1 protein-coding gene is annotated in these 713 nt (G+C 51.8%); it reads right to left on the bottom strand.

Going from position 1 to position 713, the window contains the following annotated elements:
- Positions 1-713: zonular occludens toxin domain-containing protein (locus D5269_RS18095; RefSeq protein WP_120487703.1), on the bottom strand; the 713-nt coding region annotated here is incomplete at both ends.

Below are 713 nucleotides of genomic sequence, written 5' to 3'. Positions count from 1 at the left end.
ATCTTCTCAAACGTGTCGTAGCAGGCGCGCAGGCCGTCAGATTGGACAAAACTGGACTTGCGCAGGGGCTTGACTTTTTTCTTTAAGATGGCAGGATTTTCGATCACCGTCGCATATTGCAGCGCGTCATACTCTCGGTTTCTGGTCAAGCGACCTGCCCACGTCGAGCAGCTAACCACCGTCGCGGCCTGTTCGCGGAGCGGCTTTGCAACGCGAGTGAAAAACTGGGCGGTTGCCACGATCTTTACACGCTGTTTGCGCTGCTGGGATACCTCGGATAAGAGCGATTCCGGGACATCGTTCCAGCTTTTCGCGGAATACTCAGAGTGGATTTCATCAATTGCAAATATGATACCGTCTGTGCCGTTGCGGAGCGTCAGCATGTCCCGCCAGTCGGTCATGATGTGATCCGACCGGTAATACGCAAAGTTGGTCACAATGATGCACTTGGGGTATCGTTCTTTCATTAACTCCAAGTAACGCACCATTGAGATTGTTTTTCCCGCGCCCTGCCGGCCAACGTAAAAAGTAAAACCATACTCGTTAAATTCCCCTCGGTGTAGATCGCGTTCGAGAAAATCCACCAGCAACCAGCGGAACAGATCAAGCCACTTGTTGCGTATGTACGGCTGTCGCAGATCATCCGGCACGAGCTTTAAGGGATTGAATTTGTACCGGACAAAGAAATAGACCAACGCGCCGAAGATCAGGAG

Source organism: Anaerotruncus sp. 1XD42-93, from assembly GCF_009917605.1.
In the GTDB taxonomy this organism is placed as follows: domain Bacteria; phylum Bacillota; class Clostridia; order Oscillospirales; family Ruminococcaceae; genus Anaerotruncus.
The sequence above is the reverse complement of the archived record's forward strand: the minus strand, read 5'-3'. Positions and strand labels throughout refer to the sequence as shown.